The 21,146-nt window shown below is 59.7% G+C and carries 17 protein-coding genes; all 17 read left to right on the forward strand.

Annotated features, from left to right (window positions below):
- Positions 1 to 237: 237 nt before the first annotated feature.
- The 17 genes from BMZ42_RS08990 to BMZ42_RS09070 all read left to right on the forward strand — a co-directional run bounded on the left by BMZ42_RS08990 (position 238) and on the right by BMZ42_RS09070 (position 21,081).
- On the forward strand, positions 238 to 3,717 hold the full coding sequence (locus BMZ42_RS08990) for an indolepyruvate ferredoxin oxidoreductase family protein (RefSeq protein ID WP_091521465.1): 3,480 nt from the start codon (positions 238 to 240) through the stop codon (positions 3,715 to 3,717).
- A 119-nt stretch (positions 3,718 to 3,836) separates the two neighbouring features.
- On the forward strand, positions 3,837 to 6,173 hold the full coding sequence (locus tag BMZ42_RS08995; RefSeq protein ID WP_091521242.1) for a putative bifunctional diguanylate cyclase/phosphodiesterase: 2,337 nt from the start codon (positions 3,837 to 3,839) through the stop codon (positions 6,171 to 6,173).
- A gap of 132 nt (positions 6,174 to 6,305) precedes the next feature.
- Positions 6,306 to 7,088 carry an N-acyl amino acid synthase FeeM domain-containing protein gene (locus tag BMZ42_RS09000; protein ID WP_244523211.1) on the forward strand — a complete coding sequence of 261 codons (783 nt, stop codon included), beginning with the start codon at positions 6,306 to 6,308 and terminating at the stop codon, positions 7,086 to 7,088.
- 83 nt (positions 7,089 to 7,171) lie between these two features.
- Positions 7,172 to 7,846, forward strand: coding sequence for a Crp/Fnr family transcriptional regulator (locus BMZ42_RS09005; RefSeq protein ID WP_091521243.1), 675 nt, complete (start codon positions 7,172 to 7,174; stop codon positions 7,844 to 7,846).
- A 188-nt stretch (positions 7,847 to 8,034) separates the two neighbouring features.
- Complete coding sequence (locus BMZ42_RS09010) at positions 8,035 to 10,038, forward strand: AMP-binding protein (protein ID WP_244523212.1); 2,004 nt, start codon at positions 8,035 to 8,037, stop codon at positions 10,036 to 10,038.
- Positions 10,035 to 10,859 (forward strand): ABC transporter ATP-binding protein, encoded by an 825-nt coding sequence (locus tag BMZ42_RS09015; RefSeq protein ID WP_091521246.1) that lies wholly within the window; start codon positions 10,035 to 10,037, stop codon positions 10,857 to 10,859. The genes BMZ42_RS09010 and BMZ42_RS09015 overlap by 4 nt, the downstream gene beginning before the upstream one ends.
- A gap of 15 nt (positions 10,860 to 10,874) precedes the next feature.
- Positions 10,875 to 11,018: a DUF3096 domain-containing protein gene (locus BMZ42_RS09020; RefSeq protein WP_091521248.1), complete on the forward strand. Its 144-nt coding sequence runs from the start codon at positions 10,875 to 10,877 to the stop codon at positions 11,016 to 11,018.
- A 35-nt stretch (positions 11,019 to 11,053) separates the two neighbouring features.
- Positions 11,054 to 12,013 carry a branched-chain amino acid ABC transporter permease gene (locus BMZ42_RS09025; RefSeq protein WP_091521251.1) on the forward strand — a complete coding sequence of 320 codons (960 nt, stop codon included), beginning with the start codon at positions 11,054 to 11,056 and terminating at the stop codon, positions 12,011 to 12,013.
- Between the two features lie 14 nt (positions 12,014 to 12,027).
- Entirely contained in the window at positions 12,028 to 13,104 is a 1,077-nt protein-coding gene (locus tag BMZ42_RS09030) for a branched-chain amino acid ABC transporter permease (protein WP_091521253.1), read from the forward strand.
- 65 nt (positions 13,105 to 13,169) lie between these two features.
- Positions 13,170 to 14,483 (forward strand): ABC transporter substrate-binding protein, encoded by a 1,314-nt coding sequence (locus BMZ42_RS09035; protein WP_091521255.1) that lies wholly within the window; start codon positions 13,170 to 13,172, stop codon positions 14,481 to 14,483.
- Between the two features lie 66 nt (positions 14,484 to 14,549).
- Complete coding sequence (locus BMZ42_RS09040; protein WP_091521473.1) at positions 14,550 to 15,383, forward strand: ABC transporter ATP-binding protein; 834 nt, start codon at positions 14,550 to 14,552, stop codon at positions 15,381 to 15,383.
- A 173-nt stretch (positions 15,384 to 15,556) separates the two neighbouring features.
- Positions 15,557 to 15,784 (forward strand): aa3-type cytochrome c oxidase subunit IV, encoded by a 228-nt coding sequence (locus BMZ42_RS09045; RefSeq protein ID WP_091521258.1) that lies wholly within the window; start codon positions 15,557 to 15,559, stop codon positions 15,782 to 15,784.
- Between the two features lie 104 nt (positions 15,785 to 15,888).
- The gene (locus BMZ42_RS09050) at positions 15,889 to 17,127 is read left to right on the forward strand and encodes a Re/Si-specific NAD(P)(+) transhydrogenase subunit alpha (protein WP_091521261.1); all 1,239 of its coding nucleotides are present in this window, start codon (positions 15,889 to 15,891) and stop codon (positions 17,125 to 17,127) included.
- Entirely contained in the window at positions 17,127 to 17,549 is a 423-nt protein-coding gene (locus tag BMZ42_RS09055) for an NAD(P) transhydrogenase subunit alpha part 2 (RefSeq protein ID WP_091521263.1), read from the forward strand. The genes BMZ42_RS09050 and BMZ42_RS09055 overlap by 1 nt, the downstream gene beginning before the upstream one ends.
- Before the next feature lie 10 nt (positions 17,550 to 17,559).
- The gene (locus BMZ42_RS09060) at positions 17,560 to 18,960 is read left to right on the forward strand and encodes an NAD(P)(+) transhydrogenase (Re/Si-specific) subunit beta (protein WP_091521266.1); all 1,401 of its coding nucleotides are present in this window, start codon (positions 17,560 to 17,562) and stop codon (positions 18,958 to 18,960) included.
- Between the two features lie 35 nt (positions 18,961 to 18,995).
- On the forward strand, positions 18,996 to 19,850 hold the full coding sequence (locus BMZ42_RS09065; protein WP_091521269.1) for a phosphotransferase family protein: 855 nt from the start codon (positions 18,996 to 18,998) through the stop codon (positions 19,848 to 19,850).
- 109 nt (positions 19,851 to 19,959) lie between these two features.
- Positions 19,960 to 21,081 carry an extracellular solute-binding protein gene (locus BMZ42_RS09070; protein WP_091521271.1) on the forward strand — a complete coding sequence of 374 codons (1,122 nt, stop codon included), beginning with the start codon at positions 19,960 to 19,962 and terminating at the stop codon, positions 21,079 to 21,081.
- Positions 21,082 to 21,146: the final 65 nt, after the last annotated feature.

The raw sequence follows: 21,146 nt of genomic DNA on the forward strand, positions 1-21,146 counted from the left end.
ATAGCAGCTTGCATGAAGATTGAAAAGAAATGTCGACAAAATTTGCCCGATTGCTCTCTGTTTTTTGATGGGTGTGTCCAAATTGACCGACGACGGCAGCGCCTGATTGCGCGATTTCGGCGGAGCCCTTAGGCTAGAAGACGCGAGGACGTTGATTTGGAGGGGCCGTCGGTGCGCGGTCATGAGGATCACGTCTCGACAGGACATGCGTCGTCGGACGCGCAGGAGGTATATGCCATGACGCTGCACGAGGTTTCTCTGCGCGACAAGTTCGATCTGTCGAAGGGACGCGTCTTCATTTCAGGCGCTCAGGCGGTCGTGCGCATGTTGATGATGCAGCGACAGCTTGACCAGCGCAGCGGTCTGTCGACTGCAGGCTACATCTCCGGCTATCGCGGTTCGCCGCTGGGAGCTCTCGATCAGCAGCTCTGGAATGCCAGACGCGAACTGGAGGCTTCGGAAATCGTCTTCCAGCCCGGCCTGAACGAGGAACTGGCCGCGACTGCCTGCTGGGGAACGCAGCAGGCCGAACTGATGGGAGAGGGCAAATACGACGGGGTTTTCTCCGTGTGGTACGGCAAGGGACCAGGCGTCGACAGAACCGGCGACGTCTTCCGGCATGCCAACCTGGCCGGCTCATCCAGACATGGCGGCGTCTTGGCGCTGATGGGCGACGATCACACTGCAGAATCGTCAACCAACGCACACGCCACCGAATTTGCCTTCGTCGACGCGATGATGCCGATCTTCAACCCCGCCGGGGTCCAGGAACTGATCGACTATGGGCTTTACGGTTTTGCGCTGTCGCGCTTTTCGGGCACCTGGGCGGCGATCAAATGCGTCAAGGACAATGTCGAGTCGACAGCGTCGGTGGATGTCTCACTGGACAGGCTCAATATTGTCTTGCCCGAGTTCGACATGCCTCCCGGTGGGCTCAATATCCGCCACGAACTGGATCAGTTCGGGCAGGAGCAGCGCCTGCATGATTACAAGCGCGCTGCGGCTGCGGCCTTCATTCGCGCCAATGGTCTCAACAAGATTGTCTATGCGGGTGGCAGGACGCCAAAGATAGGTATTGCCACCATCGGCAAGAGCTATCTGGATGTGCGCCAGGCACTGGAAGACATTGGCATTGATGAGGCCGAGGCCAATCGGCTGGGGATACGCCTGTTCAAAATCGCCTGCCCATGGCCCTTTGATTACGAGCATATGGCGCAATTCGCAGAAGGGTTGGAGACCATCATCGTGGTCGAGGAGAAGCGCTCGCTGCTTGAGACGCAATTCCGCGAGCATCTCTATGATCGCCCCGGCAGGCCCATCATCGTCGGCAAGAAGGATGAGCGCGGTGCGGCGCTGTTTGGTGCCGCCGGCGCGCTGGATCCCAACGATATCGCCATTGCGCTGGGTGAGCGGATCCTGAAAACGATCGGCCATTCGGAGGAGATCGCGGCGCGTGTCAGTCGCCTGAAGCAGTTTCAGGCGATGCTGGCTGACACCAAGGATGTGGCGGGGCGCACGCCATATTTCTGTTCGGGTTGTCCGCACAATACGTCGACGAAGGTTCCAGAAGGATCGATCGCCAACGCCGGAATTGGCTGCCATTTCATGTCGCTGTGGATGGGCCGCTCGACGGTTGGCTTTACCGCAATGGGCGGTGAGGGCGCCCAATGGGTCGGGCAGGCGCCGTTCACCAAGCGCGATCACATCTTTCAGAATCTGGGCGACGGCACCTACAACCATTCGGGCTCGCTGGCGCTACGTTTCGCGATCGCCAGCAAGACCAACATCACCTACAAGATCCTCTACAATGACGCGGTGGCCATGACCGGTGGTCAGCCCCACGAAGGCAGTCTGACCGTCGACATGATTGCGGCGCAGGTTCGCGCCGAGGGGGTCGAGCGCATCGCAATCGTGACCGACGAACCCGACAAATATTCCGGGCATGTGAGCTTTCCCGCCGGGGCGACCATCGACCATCGCGACGACCTCGACGCCATCCAGCGTGAGTTGCGCGATGTGCCGGGCGTCAGCGTTCTCATCTATGACCAGACCTGCGCTGCGGAAAAACGCCGCCGCCGGAAGCGGGGTACATTTCCCGATCCCGACAAGCGCGTGATTATCAACGAACTCGTGTGCGAGGGCTGTGGCGATTGCGGCGTTGCGTCGAACTGCGTCTCAGTCCAGCCGCTGGAAACGGAATTTGGCCGCAAGCGACGGATCGACCAATCATCGTGCAACAAGGATTTTTCCTGCGTCAACGGCTTCTGCCCGTCCTTCGTGACCGTGCATGGTGCGAAGCTGCGCAAGGCGGAAGGCGTCGCCGGCACATCCGATCCGCTGGAGAACGTTCCTGCACCGGCGCTTTTCCCGCTCGGACGCGAAGGCTGGTCGTCGATCATCGATGGCATCGGCGGGACGGGCGTCGTGACGGTTGGCGCGGTGCTTGGCATGGCAGCCCATCTGGAAGGGCGTGGCTGCGGCATGATCGACATGGCCGGTCTGGCGCAGAAGGGCGGCGCGGTGTTTTCTCATGTGCGGATTGCCCCGACACCTGACGATATTCACGCCATACGTGTCTCCGCCGGCAAGGCCGATCTCATCCTTGGGTGCGACCTTGTCGTTTCGGGCAACAAGAAGGTGCTGTCGGCCGTTCGGGAAGGCGAGACGATCTTCGTTGCCAATACCGCCGAAGTGATGCCCGGCGACTTTGCGCGGTCGGCTGATTTCTCATTGCCGACGGAGCGGCTGAAGAGAGCGATCACTGTCGCTGTTGGCCCGGAAAAGGCGCATTTCGTCGATGCGACGCAGGCAGCGGCCAAGTTGTTTGGCAATTCGCTCGGCGCGAACATGTTCCTGCTGGGATTTGCCTATCAGCATGGCGGATTGCCGCTCTCGGCAGAGGCGATTGAGAAGGCCATCGAACTGAACGGCCAGGCCATCGAGATGAATATCTCGGCCTTCCGCTGGGGCCGTCGCGCCGCCCACGAACCGGAAGCCGTGCGCGTGCTGGTGGAGGCGAAGACGACCTCCACGCCGGTTCGCCGGCTGAGCGAGACACTCGATGAGGTGATCGAGCGTCGTGCGGAGTTCCTGACCGCCTACCAGAACGCTGCCTATGCGCAGCGCTACCGTGACCGGGTGGCGGCAATCCGCAATGCCGAGGCGAGAGCCGTGCCGGGATCGACCGCCGTGACCGATGCGGTTGCCCGCAATCTTTTCAAGCTGATGGCAATCAAGGATGAATATGAGGTGGCCCGTCTCTATACGGATGGCAGCTTCAGGCAGCAACTGGCCGGTCAGTTCCAGGACTGGGAGAGGCTGGAGTTTCATCTTGCGCCGCCAATACTTGGCCGCAAGGGCGCCGATGGGAAGGCACGCAAGTCGACCTTCGGGCCATGGATGATGAAGGGCTTTGCAGCTCTCTCCACGCTGAAATGGCTGCGTGGAACCGCCTTTGACATTTTCGGCTATTCGCAGGAACGACGGATGGAGCGCCGCCTGCTGTCCCAATATGAGAGCGATCTGACAATCATTCTCGACAAGATGGCGCCGGGTCGTATCGATGCAGCGGCGGCGCTGGCATCGGTGCCCGCGTTGATCCGTGGTTTCGGCCACGTCAAGCACGCCAATGTCGAGAAGGCAGCCGGTGAACGCGAGCGTCTCATGCAACGGCTGATGAACCAGCAAGATCAGGCGCTTCTGCATGCCGCGGAATAGTGGGACGCGCAAGCCGATGGCAGAATAGTTGAGCGATCACGGAGGGATTGTACGCTTCCACATAAGTGTTTCTTAATGGGCGTGTGGCAAGGTGGCGGTCTAATACGGTGCGCGATTCCATGCCGGCGAGAAAGTATAAAGAGCTTCCGCTCGACCTGTATATCCCGTTCGTGCAGGCGTTGTTCCGCGATGGCGTAACGCTCGCCGTCGGCATCGTTGCGCAGTCTTTTCTCGCCTTGCTGGTTTATCTCAAGACGCTTGAGCCGGTCTATCTGGTCGTTGCAACGTCCATTGCGCTGATCGGCGTCGTACGTCTCTACGGAATGCGTCATGCGCCGGACCCGCATAAATTGCGGACACGAGAAGAAGCCAGGCGTCTGGAAAATATCTACATCGTCGGAGGAGCGCTGCACGGGGCATCGCTCGGGCTTTTCTGTTTTGCCGGCATCTACCTGGTTCCGGATCAGTTCGCCGAGATTGCCGCCATCTGCATCACGCTGGCCACCGCGACGTCGATCGCCGGACGGAACTATGGCTCGCCCCGCATGGTCATGGTGCTTATCCTGTCACTGACCATGCCCATTTCAATCGGCTTTCTGCTGCGCGGAGACATTTTTCACGTCACGCTCGGGCTCCTCTCAATCCCGTTCTTTTTCGCGATACGCAAATTTGCGGACAATGTGCGCGAAGTGTTGTTTGCGGCGTTGTGGGAGGAGAAAAAGGCGAATCGGCTGGCACAACGGTTCGACCGCGCCCTCAACACCATGACCTCGGGCCTGGTGATGTTGAACGGCGAGGGCAGGGTTGTCGTCGCCAATGCGGAAGCAGCCGCGCTCATGCAAGTCCGATCACCGGACCAGCTCTTGGGAAGGACACTGCGCAGCCTGCTGTTGCGGGGCGTTGCCGGAAACATTCTGAGTCTGAAGGATGCGCGCTACACCGAGACGCAACTGACGCGTGCCTTGCGCGAGGGTAAGGACCGGAAGGTCCTGCTGCAGCTCGCCAATGGGCGATATTTCGAGTTTTCCGCCCGTGAGGGCCGCGATGAGCTTGGTGTCATTACCTTCGATGAAGTGACGGCGCGCATCGAGGCGGAAGAGCGCATCCGCTTCATGGCGCGCTACGACAATCTCACGGGGCTGGCCAATCGTGCCTATTTTCATGAGATTGTGGTCAACCGTGTGACGAGCGGGTCGCCAGAGCGCGAGGTCGGGCTTGTCATCCTCGATCTGGACGACTTCAAGAGCATCAACGACACGTTGGGCCATCCTGTCGGAGACGGGCTGCTCTACGCAGCTGCAGAGCGGCTCGTCGATATCGTTGGCGATAAGGCGATAGTCGGGCGGTTCGGCGGTGATGAATTCATGCTGTTCTTCGACAACGTCGCCGACTCGTTGTGTTTTGCAGATGAATTGCAACGCATTTTCGATCAGTTGAGCGGCGATGTCGACGTAGCTGGTCACACGTTGCGCATTCAGGCAAGCGCTGGCGCGGTTCTGGCGCGGGCCGGCGATGTGGATGTTGACGCACTGACGGTCAAGGCGGACCTTGCGCTCTATGCGGCAAAGGAAGGCGGCAAGAATGACTGGCGATTGTTCGAAGCGGCGATGGACGATGCGTTCCGTGATCGCCAGGTTCTGAAAGCCGACCTTCGTCATGCCATCGAGACGCGCGCATTGCGGGTCGTCTACCAGCCGATCGTGTCGATGCAGACAATGCGCATTGCGAGCTGCGAAGCATTGTGCCGCTGGGACCATCCGGAGACTGGTCCGATTTCGCCGGCAGTTTTTATTCCCCTTGCCGAAGAGATGGGTATCGTTTCGGAAATAACGGCGTTCATGCTGGAGGCGGCAACGCGCGAATGTGCCAGATGGCCTGTGCCGATTGGCGTGACCGTGAACCTGTCCGCAAAGGATTTCCGCGACAAGGACATCGTGCGCAAGGTGGCCGTGGCCGTAGAGGAAGCCGGCATCGACCCAGGCAGGCTGGAAATCGAAGTCACGGAAACGGCGCTGATTGACGACAAATATCACACGCGCGCGCTCCTCGAAGAGATCAAGGCGCTTGGCGTCAGAATTGCGCTGGATGATTTTGGCACCGGATATTCGAGCCTTAGCTATCTGCACACGCTGCCGCTCGACAAGGTGAAAATCGACAGGTCGTTCCTGATTGACGTTACGCGCAGCGAGCGTTCGCTTGAACTGTTGCGTGGCGTGGTCAACCTGTCCCGCCCGTTGGGGCTGTCGGTGACGATTGAAGGTGTCGAGACCTTCGAGCAGCTCAAGATTCTGGCGCTCGACGTCAAGCCGGATCTGGTGCAGGGCTTTCTCTTTGGCGCCGCGTTGAGCGCATCGGGCATTGCCACGATGTCAGGCACGACCTGGCCATTTGTCCGGCATATCGAGCAGTCTGCGTCTGCTTTGAAAGTGTCGTCCTATTTGCCGGAGCGCAGCTGACTCATTCGTTTTCACTATGTCTCACGCAGAGAATTTAACCTTAACTACGGCTTAATAGGTTGTATTTAATTTAATTCTTTACGTTCGGCTGCTGGCCGGTACTCTTATGTTGTTCTGGGTACGAGGGGACTAATGACGACAGCTGATGAGACGCCGGTTGCGGCGAGCGCTGCGCCTCGCGCGATGAGAGCCAGTCCCGCTCACGAGTCGGCCCTTGTAAAAAGCGTCTTTTCGCTGTTGGAGCGGACAGAGTATCGTCGTTGCAATAAGGGTGAAGACCTCGAGGACATCTATCGGCTGCGCTATCGCGCCTATCGTGTGCACGGCGTGGTTCCCGCGATGGCCTCGCGGATGATTTATGACGATCTCGATGAAACCGGCAACGTGTTCTGCTTCGGCGTTTACGTCGATCGCGAGCTGGTCAGCACGCTGCGTATCCACATACTCGACAAAGAAAACCGGGCCGGGCCGTCGACACAGGCTTTTGGCGATATCGTGCATCCAATGATCGACGCCGGCGATACCTTCGTGGATCCCAGCCGGTTTGCGGCCGACCCGGAGATGTCGAAGATCTACCCGCAGCTCCCTTACATCACGCTGCGGCTTGCGGGCATGGCCTGCTTCTACTTCAACGCGCCTTATTGCCTGTCGACAATCCGAGAAGATCACGCATCGTTTTACAAGCGCATCTACGCTTCGCAGAAGATTGGCGAGGCACGGCCCTATCCCGGCGTTTATACCAAGGTCGAAATGTACCGCGCCGACGTCAACGCCATTCGGGAGCGGTCCTTCCAGCGTTATCCGTTCTTCTTTGCGACAGCCAGCGAGGAGCGAATGATGTTCGGGCCAACGAAGATGGGGGAACCCGCACCGCTGACGATTCTGCCGACCGCCCAGTACATGACCGCGGCCTGATGGAGCAGGATTATTGTCTTTTTTGGGTTAGGCGTTCATAAGCCGGTTGTTGTGCCGGCGAGGGGCGACCATGTCGAGGGTCGATGAGCACCAGAGAAGATATCGTCCGTTCAGCGCTTTGGGCTGACGAACTGACGGAAGAAGAACTGGATCGCGCCCGGCGCGGTGTGGTTGAGCGTCATGTGTCCAAAGGCACCTACATCACCCATCGGGGCGACAAGCTTGACCAATGGACGGGCGTTGTCGATGGGCTGATCAAGATCAGCGCCATCTCGCGCGAGGGCAAGGCGATGACCTTTGCCGGCGCGACCAATGGCGGCTGGTTCGGCGAAGGTTCGGTGCTGAAGGATGAGCCGCGCAAATATGACATTGTTGCGATTCGTGACACGCGGATGGCGATGATGTCCCGATCGACTTTCATGTGGCTTTATGAAAACAGCCGCGGTTTCAGCCGCTATCTCGTACGCGCGCTCAATGAGCGGATGGGCCAGTTTCTGGCAACCATTGAGCATGATCGCACGCTGGTGCCACGTGCCAGGGTAGCGCGGAACCTGTCGTGGTTTTTCAATAAGGTGCTCTATCCCAAGGCAGGCCCGTCGATCGAGATCAGTCAGGAAGAGCTTGGCCTCCTGTGCGGCGTCTCGCGGCAGGTGGTTAATCGCAGCCTGCAGGAACTGGAAGAGGAAGGCCTGATCCGGGTCGAGCACGGCCGGATCACACCGCTCGATATTCCACGCCTGATCACCTACGACGCTTGAAGACGTCGAGGGCGATTGATCGCAACATTGTCGGAGAATTGTGCGCATACAGCTGCGCCTATTCAAAAGACAATCTGGTGGCCTGTCTGTCAAGCGTCTTGTTGCCTGACATCGTTATTTGATGGAAACTCTCCCAACAAAGCAGAAATTCGACCGGGGAGGAGGAAACTCCGGTTGGAAGAAAGGCGATGAAACGCCTGATGGGAGGAACAGGTTTGGAGCACGCTTCGACCTCGCTCGATACGTTTCCGAAATATCTGCTGCTGAACGCCCGGCGTTTTGCCGATCGGCCAGCGATGCGCCACAAGGATTACGGCATCTGGCAGAGCTGGACATGGGCACAGCAACGAGATGAAATCCGCGCTTTTGCCATAGGACTGCAGGAGATGGGCCTTCGCCATGGCGACAAGGTTGCCATCGTCGGCGCCAATCGTCCCCGGCTCTACTGGACATTTGCAGCCGCCCAGTCGGTCGGCGCGGTGCCGGTGCCGGTCTATTCCGACGCCGTGGCCGAAGAAATGAGCTATGTGCTCGATCATGCAGGCGTGAAGTTTGCGGTGGTGCAGGATCAGGAGCAGGTCGACAAGGTTTTGTCGTTTCGCGACAGGATGCCGACGCTTGAGCACATCATCTATGATGAGCCGCGCGGCCTGCGAGACTATGCCCACGACGGACTGAGCGATTTCGGAGATGTGCAGGCACGCGGTGAGGCGGCCATGCGGGACGATGCGGGGCGGGCCGCGCGCTGGGAAGAGGCGATTGGCAAGGCCAGCGGCAGCGACGTTACGGTGATGCTCTACACTTCGGGCACCACCGGACGCTCCAAAGGGGTGATGATCACCGCAGCGGGTGCGGTGGATGCGGCAGTCGGAACCGCCTCATTCGACCAGCTCAGCGAAAAAGACAGCGTGCTTGCCTATCTGCCCTTGGCCTGGGTTGGTGACCACTATCTCAATTATGCGCAAGGATATGTTTCGGGCCTGTGCATGAACTGTCCGGAAAGCCAGCAGACGGTGGCGCAGGATCTGCGCGAAATCGGCCCGACATTCTACTTCGCACCGCCGCGGGTGTTTGAAGGATTGCTGACCAGCGTGACCATTCGCATGGAAGATGGCGGCTGGTTCAAGAAATGGATGTTCCGCAAATTCATCGACGTGGCGCGCCGTCATGGCGAGGCGATTCTTGAGAAGCGGCCGGTGCCGTTGACGGGCCGGCTCGCCTACGGACTTGGAGAGTTCATTCTCTATGGACCGCTCAAAAACGTTCTGGGGATGTCGAACATTCGCGTCGCCTACACGGCCGGCGAGGCCATCGGCACGGACCTGTTTTCGTTTTTCCGTTCACTGGGGATCAACCTGAAGCAACTGTACGGCCAGACGGAAGCGTTCCTCTATGTGACGGCGCAGAAAGACGGCAATGTCCGCGCGGATACCGTCGGTCCGGCAGCCCCGGATGTCGACATTCGCATAGCGGATAATGGGGAAGTGCAGTTCCGCTCGCCTGGCATGTTCTCGGGCTACTACAAGGAAGAGGACAAGACGACAGAAACGCTGACCGACGACGGGTATGTAAAGACCGGCGACGCGGGGTTTTTCGAGGCGGATGGCCAGCTCCGCATCATCGATCGCGCCAAGGATGTCGGAAAACTGCGCGATGGTGCTCTTTTTGCGCCGAAATACATCGAGAACATGCTGAAATTCTTCCCGAACATCAAGGAAGCGGTGGCTTTCGGCGATGGGCGCGATTTTGCGGCTGCGTTCCTCAATATCGACCTGACTGCCGTCGGCGACTGGGCCGAACGCAACAACATCGCCTATGCGTCCTATCAGGAGCTGGCGGGTCATCCTCTGGTCTACGAGATGATCGCCAAGAATGTGGATGAGACGAACCGCAGACTTTCCCACGAGCCGATGATGGCCGGTGGGCAGATCAGGCGTTTCCTCATCCTGCACAAGGAGTTGGACGCGGACGATGGCGAGCTGACCCGCACGCAGAAGGTCCGGCGTTCGTTCATCGCGGAACGCTACGGCGAATTGATCGAAGCGCTTTACGACGGCTCGCCGGAGAAATTCGTCTCAACGGAAGTCACCTATGAAGACGGGCGGAAGGGCAGAATTAGCGCGACGGTCACGATCGTCGATGCCAAGACCTATTCTCCGGCCGCAGCACCGGTTCAGGAGGCCGCGGAATGAACGCGCATGTTGCGACGAAACCGCTGACCAGTCTGGATGACGGCATCGCCAAGGGCGACATGCTGCTAAAGGTCGACAACGTATCCCTGTCTTTCGGCGGCGTGAAGGCGATCACCGACATTTCGCTCGACATTCGCAAGGGAGAGATCCGCGCCATCATCGGACCGAATGGCGCCGGCAAGACGTCGATGCTCAATGTCATCAATGGCTTTTACACACCGCAGCAGGGCGTCATCACATTTCGCGGCAAGCAGCGACGCGCGATGAAGCCGCATCATGCGGTGCTTCAGGGTATCGCCCGCACCTTCCAGAACGTGGCCTTGTTCAAGGGCATGACGACGCTGGAAAACATCATGGCTGGGCGGTCGGTGCATATGAAGCGCAACATGCTTTGGCAGATGTTGTGGCATGGGCCAGCGTTGCGCGAGGAAATCGAACATCGCGAGAAAGTCGAGGAAATCATCGACTTTCTCGAGATCGAGCACATCCGCCGCACCCCTGTCGGCAAGCTGCCCTATGGCTTGCAAAAGCGCGTCGAGCTTGGCCGTGCGCTGGCGATGGAGCCGTCATTGCTCCTGCTCGATGAGCCGATGGCAGGCATGAATCTGGAAGAGAAAGAAGACATGAGCCGGTTCATTATCGACGTGAACCAGCAGCGCGGTACGACAATCGCCCTGATCGAGCACGATATGGGCGTGGTCATGGACCTTTCTGATCGGGTGGTCGTTCTGGACTACGGCAAGAAGATTGCCGACGGCGCGCCCGAGGAGGTGAAGAATGACCAGGCGGTCATCGATGCCTATCTGGGCGTAGCGCATTGATGGAAAGGAACTGGAATGGACGCTGTCATGATCTCGCCCCTGATCGCTCTGGCGGCAGGAGTGCTCATCCTCGTGATGCCGCGACTGCTGAACTACATCGTGGCGCTTTATCTCATCATCATCGGCCTCGTGGGGTTGTTTCCACAACTCGCGGGCTGATTGCAGGCCGAACAAACCACTAAAGGGACGCCGGAATGGAATTCATACATCCGATCCTGATCAAGCCGTTCGCGGACATGGTGTCCGCGCCCGACTTTCTGGTCCAGGTGCTGTGGGAGGGGATCGTTTCCGGCGTTCTCTATGCGCTGATCGCGCTGGGGTTCGTGCTGATCTTCAAGTCGTCGCGCATTCTCAATTTCGCGCAGGGCATCATGGTGGTGTTTGCGGCGCTGACACTCGTGGGGCTTTATGAACGCGGCGTGCCAGCCTGGCTTGCCCTGCCGCTGACACTGGGCGTGATGCTGGTGCTTGCGATCGGTATTGAGCGCGTCGTGTTGCGGCCGCTGGTGAACCAGCCCGACATCATCCTGTTCATGGCGACTATCGGCATCACGATGTTCCTGATCGGTCTCGGCGAGACGATCTTCGGCGGCGAGAACAAGCGGATGATCACCGAAGAGCTCGGCATTCCCACCGGCAATTTCATTTTCGAACCGTTTGGCGGTTTCGTCTCGATCGAACAGAAAGATCTGACTGCGGTCATCGGAGCCGTCGTGCTGGTGGTCGTACTGCTGCTGTTTCTCAACAAGTCGAAGATGGGACGGGCCATTCGCGCACTCGGCGACGACCATCAGGCGGCTTTGTCGGTTGGCATTTCGCTGTCAACGATCTGGGTGCTGGTCTGGTTCATCGCCGGCATCATCGCGCTCGCCACCGGCATAGTCTGGGGCGCGCGCGCCGGCGTCTCGTTTGCGCTGGAGGTGATCGCGCTGAAGGCCCTGCCGGTGCTGATGCTGGGCGGGCTGGAATCGGTCAGCGGCGCGATCATCGGCGGGCTGATGATCGGCATTCTGGAAAAAGTGTTCGAGATCTATTGGGGCCAGCCGCTTCTGGGAGGAAGCACGGAATCGTGGTTCGCCTATGTGCTGGCGCTGCTGGTGCTGCTGGCCAGGCCACAAGGCCTGTTCGGCGAAAAGATCATCGAGCGCGTGTAAGAGGGGCTGGGCACATGCTGTATCGCGTCGCAGGACAATTCAAGACCAGCTACCAGGCGGACTACGCGCTGTTTCCGGTGCGGCAAGATGCGTGGCTGCTGGTGTTCATCCTGTTGCTGGCCTTCGTTGTCTTCCCGATGACCGCCAACGAGTTCATGTTCCGGGCGATGCTGACCCCGGTGCTGATCTATTCGCTGGCTGCGCTTGGGTTGAATATTCTCACGGGATATGCGGGGCAGCTGTCGCTGGGCACCGGGGCGTTCATGGGGGTGGGCGCATATGCCTGCTACAAGCTGGTGACGATCTTCCCGGAAATGAACATCGTCGTTGCGATCTTTCTGTCGGGTTTTTTCTCGGCAGCCGTGGGGGTGGCGTTTGGGCTGCCATCGCTACGCATCAAGGGGTTTTACCTAGCGATCGCGACTTTGGCGGCGCAGTTCTTTCTGGTGTGGCTGTTTCAGAAATGGGCATGGCTCTATAATTACTCGGCGTCGGGCGCGATCCAGGTGCCGAATATCAAGCTGTTCGGCGTCACCGTTGCCGGTGCCCATGCGACCGCTTTGACGCAATATTACTTCGTTCTGTGCGTCGTCTGCGTGGTGACGTTTCTGGCAATCAACCTGACGCGCGGGCGTATCGGGCGCATCTGGAAATCGGTGCGCGACATGGATATCGCCGCCGAACTGGTTGGCATCAACCTGATGAAGGCGAAGCTGACGGCGTTTTTCGTTTCGTCCTATATCGTCGGCATTTCCGGTGCACTGTTCGTGTTCCTGTGGCGCGGCGCGGCAGAGGCGGAACTGTTCGACATCCAGCTGTCGTTCAAGGTGCTGTTCATCGCCATCATCGGCGGGCTGGGCTCGATCATGGGCAATTTCCTTGGCGCAATCCTGATCGTGGCGCTGCCGGTGCTGATCTCGTTCGTGCCGGGCTTGCTCGGTCTGCCGATCGGCGCGGCCATGGTGGAGCATCTCAACGTCATGATCATCGGCATGCTGATCATCGGCTTCCTGATCGTTGAGCCGCACGGGCTGGCGCGGTTCTGGGCGATGATCCGCGAGAAACTGATTATCTGGCCGTTCCCGCATTGAGGCATGCGGGATAATTTTTGGGAACACGAATGCCCGGAAAAGGGCGCAAACTGGAGGAGCGACAGATGAGACTGACGATCAAGACTGCAGTGCTTGCCACCATATTCGCCGCGGGCCTGACCGCGCCGGCACTGGCGCAGGACACACTCAAACTGCCGAACATGTCCTACCGCACCGGACCGTTTGCGGCGACCGGTACGCCGCATATGAACGGTCAGCTTGACTATATGACGATGCTGAACGAGCGCGATGGCGGCATCAATGGCGTCAAGGTTCAGTTCGATGAATGTGAGACCGGCTACAACACCGAAAAGGGCGTTGAGTGCTATGAAAAGATGCGCTCCGAAGGGGCGCTGGTGACGCAGCCCTGGTCGACCGGCATCACCCTGCAGGTGCTGCCGCGCACCAATGTCGACAAGATCCCGATGTATGCGCCCGGTTACGGCTTCTCGGCGATGCAGGACGGCAAGACGTTCTCCTGGGCATTCAACCCTCCGACTTCCTACTGGGACGGCGCCTCGATGATCATGAACGCCATCTCCGGCGACAATCTCGACAGCCTCAAGGGCAAGAAGATCGCGCTGCTGCATCTCGACCACCCCTACGGCAAGGAGCCGATTCCGCTGCTGGAAGCGCTGGCCGCCAAGCATGGGTTCGAATTGCTGCTGGTTCCGGTCGGCATGAGCGAAATGCAGAGCCAGTCGGCGCAGTGGCTGCAGATCAGGCGTGAAAAGCCCGACTTCGTGCTGATGTGGGGCTGGGGCGCGATGAATGGCGGCGCGATCACGGAAGCGGTGAAGACGCGCTACCCGATGAACCAGTTCGTCAGCATCTGGTGGGGCGCGCATGAGCCCGATCTGTCGCTGGTCGGCGATCAGGCGAAGGGCTATCGCGCCCTGTCGTGGAATTTTGCCGACTCCGACTCCAAGCTGATGCAGGACGTCAAGAAATACGTCGTTGATGCCGGCAAGTCGCAGATCAACCAGGCAGGCGGCGAATTCGACACCACCGCCTATCAGCGCGGCATCCTGATGTCGGTCATCATGGCGGAAGGCGTGCGCGCAGCACAGGATCTGGCCGGAACGCCCAACATTGACCGCGAACAGCTACGGGGCGGCTTCGAGAACATCAAGCTCGACGATACCCGTCTGGCAGAGCTGGGCGCGACCGACATGATGGCGCCATTTTCGACCAGCTGCGCCAATCATACCGGGCACGCCAAGGCGTGGATGATCGAGTGGGACGGCTCGAAGTTCGTCAAGGTGACGGATTTGTTGACGGCAGATCGTGCGGAGATCGACCCGCTGGTTGAGAAAGCTGCGGCAGCCTATGCCGCCGCCAATCAACCTTGGCCGATCAATGACGCCTGCACCGACTAACGCGTGATCCATGATGGCTCGACCATTTGGGGTCGAGCCATCATTCACAAGACAAATGGCAGTTCGATGACGCAGACAGCAATGGTTCCGGCCCCGGCCGACACGATTCTCTCGGTCAACAATATCGAGGTGATCTACGATCACGTGATTCTGGTGCTGAAGGGCGTGTCACTGAACGTGCCGCGCGGCGGTATTACCGCGCTGCTCGGTGCCAATGGTGCCGGCAAGACGACGACGCTGAAAGCGATCTCCAACCTGCTGCATGCCGAGCGCGGCGAGGTCACCAAAGGCAATATTCAGTTTGAGGGTGAGCAGGTTCAGTCGCTGTCGCCGAACGAGCTGGTGCGGCGTGGCTGTATTCAAGTGATGGAGGGACGGCATTGCTTTGGCCATCTGTCGGTTGAGGACAACCTTCTTTCCGGTGCCTACACGCGACGCGATGGCAATGCGGCGGTACGTGCCGATCTTGAGATGGTCTATGACTATTTTCCCCGGCTTCGCGTTCGCCGTGCGAGCCAGGCCGGCTACACGTCCGGGGGCGAGCAGCAAATGACCGCAATCGGGCGCGCCCTGATGAGCCGTCCCAAGATGATACTCCTGGATGAGCCCTCGATGGGGCTTGCCCCGCAGCTGGTCGAGGAAATTTTCGAAATTGTCCGCAAGCTCAATGACGAGCAGGGTGTTTCTTTTCTGCTTGCCGAGCAGAACACCAACATTGCGCTGCGCTATGCCAAATATGGCTACATCCTCGAATCGGGCCGGATCGTGCTCGATGGCGAAGCTTCGGCCCTGCGCGAGAACGAGGACGTCAAGGAATTCTATCTTGGCGTCGGTGGCGAAGGCCGTCGCTCGTTCAAGGATGTCAAACACTATAAGAGGCGCAAGCGCTGGCTGGCATAGGAGACGCTCCGGCGTTTCACCAATTTTATCGATAGTTTGGCCGCGCTTTGCCAGCGGAGGTCTCCCCATTCCACCGCCTGGTCATTTTCAGGTGGCTCCCGACCATCCGGGAGTTGCCCTGAAGCCATCTTTTCGCTATCAGCGCTAAATGCATTCCGGAGGGGATACCAGACATGGCTGACAATACACCGACCGGAGCGGTCGAACTGGGCGCTGAGATGGATTACGCGGAACACGAAAAGTCCTATTGGCTGTTCGTGACGGTTGCCAAATATTGCGCATTGGTGATCAGCGCCCTGCTGATCGCGATGGCCTTTGGCTTTTTCACCAGCGCCGGCTTTTTCTCCGCGTCGATTCTGTTCATCCTGCTGACGGCTGTCGGCGCATATTTCCTGCGCTAGACGACCGTTTGCCTGTGCGGCGCCGGCTGTGGCGTCATTTCGTCAGCCTGCACCGCGGGCTTTCGGCGCGTGTGGTGTGAGATGTCAGCCAAGAGGATTTGCCGGTGGGACAGATAATATTCGTACCTCGCGAGGTTGACGCAGCGGAAGCGCGCGTGGCTGCCTCTCCGGAAACCGTGAAGCGCCTTTCAGGTCTCGGGTTCACGGTCGTCATCGAAAAGGATGCTGGTGCAAACGCACGCATTCCCGATGCGGATTTCGCAGCCAACGGGGCGACCATTGGTAGCGCGGCTGACGTGAAATCTGCCGACGTGGTGCTCAAGGTTCGCCGTCCTACCACCGCGGAATTGAAGAACTACAAGCCGGGAGCGCTGGTTCTCGCCTCCATGGACCCTTACGGCAATGACGCTGCAATCGCGGCCATGGCGGGTGCGGGTGTTTCGGCTTTCGCGATGGAGTTCATGCCGCGCATCACCCGCGCGCAGTCGATGGATATCCTGTCGTCACAGGCCAACCTGGCCGGCTATCAGGCCGTGGTCGACGCGGCTTATGAATATGACCGCGCCTTGCCGATGATGATGACGGCGGCAGGCACCGTGCCAGCGGCGAAAGTGTTCGTCATGGGTGTTGGCGTCGCCGGCCTGCAGGCAATCGCGACCGCGCGCCGCATGGGCGCCGTTGTGACCGCAACCGACGTGCGCCCCGCAGCCAAGGAGCAGGTCGCGTCGCTGGGCGCAAAGTTCCTCGCGGTTGAGGACGAGGAATTCAAGGCCGCTGAAACGGCGGGCGGCTACGCCAAGGAAATGTCGAAGGAATATCAGGCCAAGCAGGCCGCGCTGACTGCCGAGCACATCGCCAAGCAGGACATCGTCATCACTACGGCGCTGATCCCCGGTCGCCCGGCGCCGAAGCTGGTATCCGCCGCGATGGTTGCGTCGATGAAAGCCGGTTCGGTGATCGTTGATCTTGCGGTTGAGCGTGGCGGCAACGTCGAAGGCGCGGTTGCCGGTGAGGTCGTCACGACTGCCAATGGCGTCAAGATCGTCGGCCATCTCAACGTCCCCGGTCGCGTCGCTGCCTCTGCCTCGCTGCTTTACGCCAAGAACCTCTACACGTTCCTCGAAACCATGGTCGATAAGGAAACCAAAACGGTTTCTCTCAATCTGGAAGACGAGCTTGTTGCGGCGACCCTTCTGACGCATGGCGGCAAGGTGGTTCACCCGAATTTCGCCGGTGTCGTTACTTCGGCTGCTGTCGATGAGGCGGTTGCCGAAAAGAAGACGGCGGCCAAAAAGGTGGCAGCGAAAAAATCGCCCGGCGACAAGCCGAAGGGAGATTCGTGATGGAAGATAGATCCGCACTGGGGCAGGCGATCGAGCAGTTGGAGCAGGCAGCAGCTTCAGTCCGCCTTGCTTTTCAGGAGCAGCAGGCTGAGTCCGTCGCGGACGCACTTGCAGCCGGCGCTGGGGCAGCATCCGGGATCGATCCGTTCGTGTTCCGCTTTGCGATTTTCGTGCTGGCGATCTTCGTCGGCTATTATGTCGTCTGGTCGGTGACGCCGGCGTTGCACACGCCGCTGATGGCCGTCACCAACGCAATCTCCTCGGTGATCATCGTCGGCGCGTTGCTGGCGGTGGGCATTTCGGCCTCGGGCGCCGCCATGGGCTTCGGCTTTGTCGCAGTGATCCTCGCTTCCGTGAACATCTTCGGCGGGTTCCTCGTCACGCAGCGGATGCTCGCCATGTACAAGAAAAAAGAGAACTGAGGCCACGCTGATGTCCGAGAATGTCGCCTCCTTTCTTTATCTCGTTTCCGGCGTGCTGTTCATCATGGCACTGCGCGGATTGTCCCACCCCACGACCAGCCGTCAGGGCAATTTCTATGGCATGATCGGCATGACCATCGCGGTGGTCACGACGCTGGCTCTGGCGATCCCGTCGCCGGCCGGTTTCGCCATGATCCTTGGTGGTCTTGCCATCGGCGGTGGAATCGGTGCGGTCACCGCGCGTCGTATTGCGATGACGTCGATGCCGCAACTTGTGGCCGCGTTTCACTCGCTGGTCGGTCTGGCTGCGGTGTTGGTGGCGGCTGCTGCCGTCTATGCGCCGGAGAGCTTTGGCATCGGCACCGTCGGTGCAATTCACACGCAGGCGATCATCGAGATGGCGCTGGGCGTGGCGATTGGCGCGGTGACGTTCACCGGCTCGATCATCGCGTTTCTCAAGCTTGACGGCCGCATGTCCGGCAAGCCGATCATGCTGCCGTTCCGCCATATCATCAATATCGCCCTGGCCGTCGCACTGGTCGTGCTGGTGGTGCTGATGGTGACGACGCAGTCGAACACGGTGTTCTGGCTGATCGTGATCCTGTCGCTCGTGCTGGGCGTGCTGCTGATCATCCCGATTGGTGGGGCGGACATGCCGGTCGTCGTGTCGATGCTCAACTCCTATTCGGGCTGGGCTGCAGCGGCGCTCGGCTTCACGCTGGGCAATCTGGCGCTGATCATCACCGGTGCGCTGGTCGGCTCTTCGGGTGCGATCCTGTCCTATATCATGTGCAAGGGCATGAACCGCTCGTTTATCTCGGTCATTCTCGGCGGCTTCGGCGGCGAGACGGCTGCGGCGGGCGCCGACGACGGCATCCAGCGTACGGTCAAGACCGGCGCTGCCGACGACGCCGCCTATCTGATGATGAACGCGCAGAAGGTCATCATCGTGCCGGGCTACGGCATGGCGGTGGCGCAGGCGCAGCACGCGCTGCGCGAACTGGCCGACAAGCTGAAGGCCAATGGCGTCGAAGTGAAATACGCGATCCACCCGGTTGCGGGTCGTATGCCAGGCCACATGAACGTGCTTCTGGCCGAGGCGAATGTTCCGTATGATGAAGTCTTCGAACTTGAAGACATCAACTCGGAATTCGCGCAGGCGGACGTCGCCTATGTGATTGGCGCAAACGACGTGACCAACCCGTCGGCACGCGACGACAAGACCTCGCCGATCTACGGCATGCCGATCCTTGACGTCGACAAGGCGCGGACCTGCCTGTTCGTCAAGCGCTCGCTCGGCTCCGGCTATGCCGGCATCGACAATACGCTGTTCTACAAGGACGGCACGATGATGCTGCTCGGCGATGCCAAGAAGATGACGGAAGAGATCGTCAAGGCGATGGGCCACTGACGGGGCTTGTCGCTCCCGACAGGCTGCCGTCGCATATGCGTCGCGCGATTCTTGAAGCCTTCCCCGACCTTGCGGGGGAGGCTTTTTCTATTGCGGGCAAGGGTTGGCACAGCCTTGCCGTCGATGTCGGTGGGCGGCTGATCTTCAAGTTTCCCAAAGGGGAGGAAGCCGAAGCGGCGTTGCGGCGCGAGGCCGGCCTGCTCGCGGCGATTGCTCCCTACGTCACCTTGCCGATCCCGAAGATGAGCCTTCATGAAGGGACGGTGCTTTTTTCCCGGCACGAGAAGTTGCCGGGCGAGACGCTCGATAAGGCTGCCTATCATCGGCTGAATGGGGACCAGAAAGAGCAAATTTCTGAGAAAATTGCTCTTCTCCTGATCAGCCTTCACAATATCCCAGATGAAATCATGACGCATGCGGGCGCGCAGCCGGTCGAGTGGTGGGACACCGCTGACGAGACGCTGGCTCCGATCTGGCCATTGCTGCCGCCGTCGGTCGCAGCTGGCGGACGTGCTGCGATCGAAGCCTATCGCGCCCTCGGGCCGGACCCGCTCGGCGAGCCCTTCGGGTTCTTTGATGCGCATGGCTGGAACATGGCGTTCGACCATCGCACTGGCACGCTCAACGGCATGTTCGATTTCGCCGATGCCGGCTTCGGTCCGGTGCATCGCGAATTTGCGCCCCTCTCACTGATTGCACCGGAAATGGCGGCGCAAACTGCGACGGCCTACGATGCGCTTTCGGGTCGAACACTCGACCGGCGGCGAATTTTTCTGCTGACCGCCGCGATGCGTCTATCCGAGTTCGCAGGCGCGCTCGAAATGAACGGCGAGGTGGAATGGACGCGCGACCTCGTGATCGAATGGTTCACGCAGAGCGCTCTGCGCTGACCAGCCGTTTTCGGTGTACAATCGCAGACGCGATTGCACCTTTGTCATCGAGATGTATCATAGCGAACATAAACGCGGGCAATACGCAACCAACAGGGAGTTATCTGCAATGACACTTCACAGACGCACACTACTCAAAGGCGTCGGGGCGACCGCAGGCTTGTCGCTTGCTGCCCCATTTGTTTCGCGCAGCTTTGCCCAGGGCTCTTCCGGTCAGGTGAACATCTTCGCATGGGCCGGCTACCTTAACGACGACATTCTCGGCGCGTTCGAGAAGGCCACCGGCATCAAGGCCAATTACACGCCTTACGGCACCAATGACGAGCTGCTCAACCAGCTGCGCGCCAACAATGGCGGCGGGTTCGACCTGATCTGGCCGACCGTTGATCGTGTTCCGAACTACGTTGAGTTCGATCTGGTTCAGCCACTCGATGAATCGAAGATCGAAGTTGCGAAATGCCTTCCGAGCGCGTGGGAAAACTCTGCCAAGTTCGGCGCTGTCGTTGATGGCAAGCGCTACCAGGTCCCGACCGACTGGGGTACGGAAGCGCTGGCATTCGACAAGGAGCAGCTGCCGCTTGAATATGGCACGGCATCCTATGGCGACATCTGGAAGCCGGAGATGGCAGGCAAGGCGACTGTGCGCGCCCATTCCAGCCTCGTAGGCCTCGGCCTGTGGCTCGAAGCCGAAGGCAAGCTGCCGCGCCCGCTGCTCGACGCCTTTACCTCGCCGGAAGCTCAGGTCGAGATCTTTGACGTGATCGTGGCCGAAGCGATCGCGCGCAAGGGCAACGTCGTCCAGTTCTGGAACAACGAAAACGAAGCGCAGGGCGCATTCCGCGTCAACGGCGCTGCGGTTGGCCAGACCTGGGATTCGACCGGTGCGGCGCTGGCCAAGGAAGGCCTGCCAGTTGGCTTCATCGCGCCAAAGGAAGGCGCGCTGGCGTGGATGGAGGGCGTGTCGATCCCGAAGGCTGCGACCAATGTCGATCAGGCCTATGCGTTCATCAACTGGTTCCTGACCCCGGAAGCAGGTGCGATGTACACCAACGTCACGTCGATCAACTCGACCGCCGTTGGTGCAGCCGACCTCTTGTCGGACGACGCCAAGGCGTTCTTCGCTGCCGCCTATCCGGGCGATGCGCTGGAAAAACTGTGGTGGTGGCCGATCCAGGAAAGCTGGTATGTCACCAAGCGCAACGAATATCAGGACCGTTTCCTTTCGGCCTAATCTATGAATTGGGGGCCGCCGTGAGGCGGTCCCCTTTCGTATCCGGCGGCCCGTGCCAGCCGGAT

The organism is Aquamicrobium aerolatum DSM 21857, from assembly GCF_900113935.1.
GTDB classification, from domain to species: Bacteria; Pseudomonadota; Alphaproteobacteria; order Rhizobiales; family Rhizobiaceae; genus Aerobium; species Aerobium aerolatum.